General features: G+C 48.1%; 1 protein-coding gene. It reads left to right on the top strand.

Features of this window, described 5'->3' with window-relative positions; translation table 11 throughout:
• The coding region (gene aroC / locus R7093_RS25590) for a chorismate synthase (protein WP_318147067.1) at positions 1-703 on the top strand (703 nt) is incomplete at both ends.

Genomic DNA, 703 nt, shown 5'->3' with positions numbered 1-703 from the left:
GTCACGGTATCGCACTGGGATGTATCGTAGACGGATGTCCTCCGGGATTAGAAATTACAGAAGCAGATCTGCAAACGGATCTCGACCGTCGTCGTCCTGGCACATCACGTTACACCACACAGCGTCGTGAACCGGACGAAGTTAAAATTCTTTCTGGCGTGTTTGAAGGCAAAACCACAGGCACTTCAATCGGCCTGTTGATCGAAAATACCGATCAACGTTCAAAAGATTACTCAGACATCAAAGATAAGTTCCGCCCGGGACATGCTGATTACACTTACCACCAAAAATATGGCATTCGTGACTATCGTGGCGGCGGCCGTTCGTCAGCCCGTGAAACTGCGATGCGTGTGGCTGCTGGTGCAATCGCGAAGAAATATCTGAAAGATGAATTTGGCGTAGAAATCCGCGCTTACTTGTCACAAATGGGCGATGTTTCTATTGATAAAGTCGACTGGGACGAAATTGAAAACAACGCGTTCTTCTGCCCAGATATAGACAAAGTGGAAGCGTTTGATCAACTGATCCGCGACCTAAAAAAAGAAGGCGATTCAATTGGTGCGAAAATTCAGGTTGTTGCAACCAACGTACCTGTTGGCCTTGGTGAACCAGTGTTTGACCGCTTGGATGCAGACATTGCGCACGCGCTAATGAGCATCAACGCGGTGAAGGGTGTCGAAATTGGTGATGGTTTCGATGTCGT

Source organism: Vibrio sp. 1580, assembly GCF_033340055.1.
The sequence above is the reverse complement of the archived record's forward strand: the minus strand, read 5'-3'. Positions and strand labels throughout refer to the sequence as shown.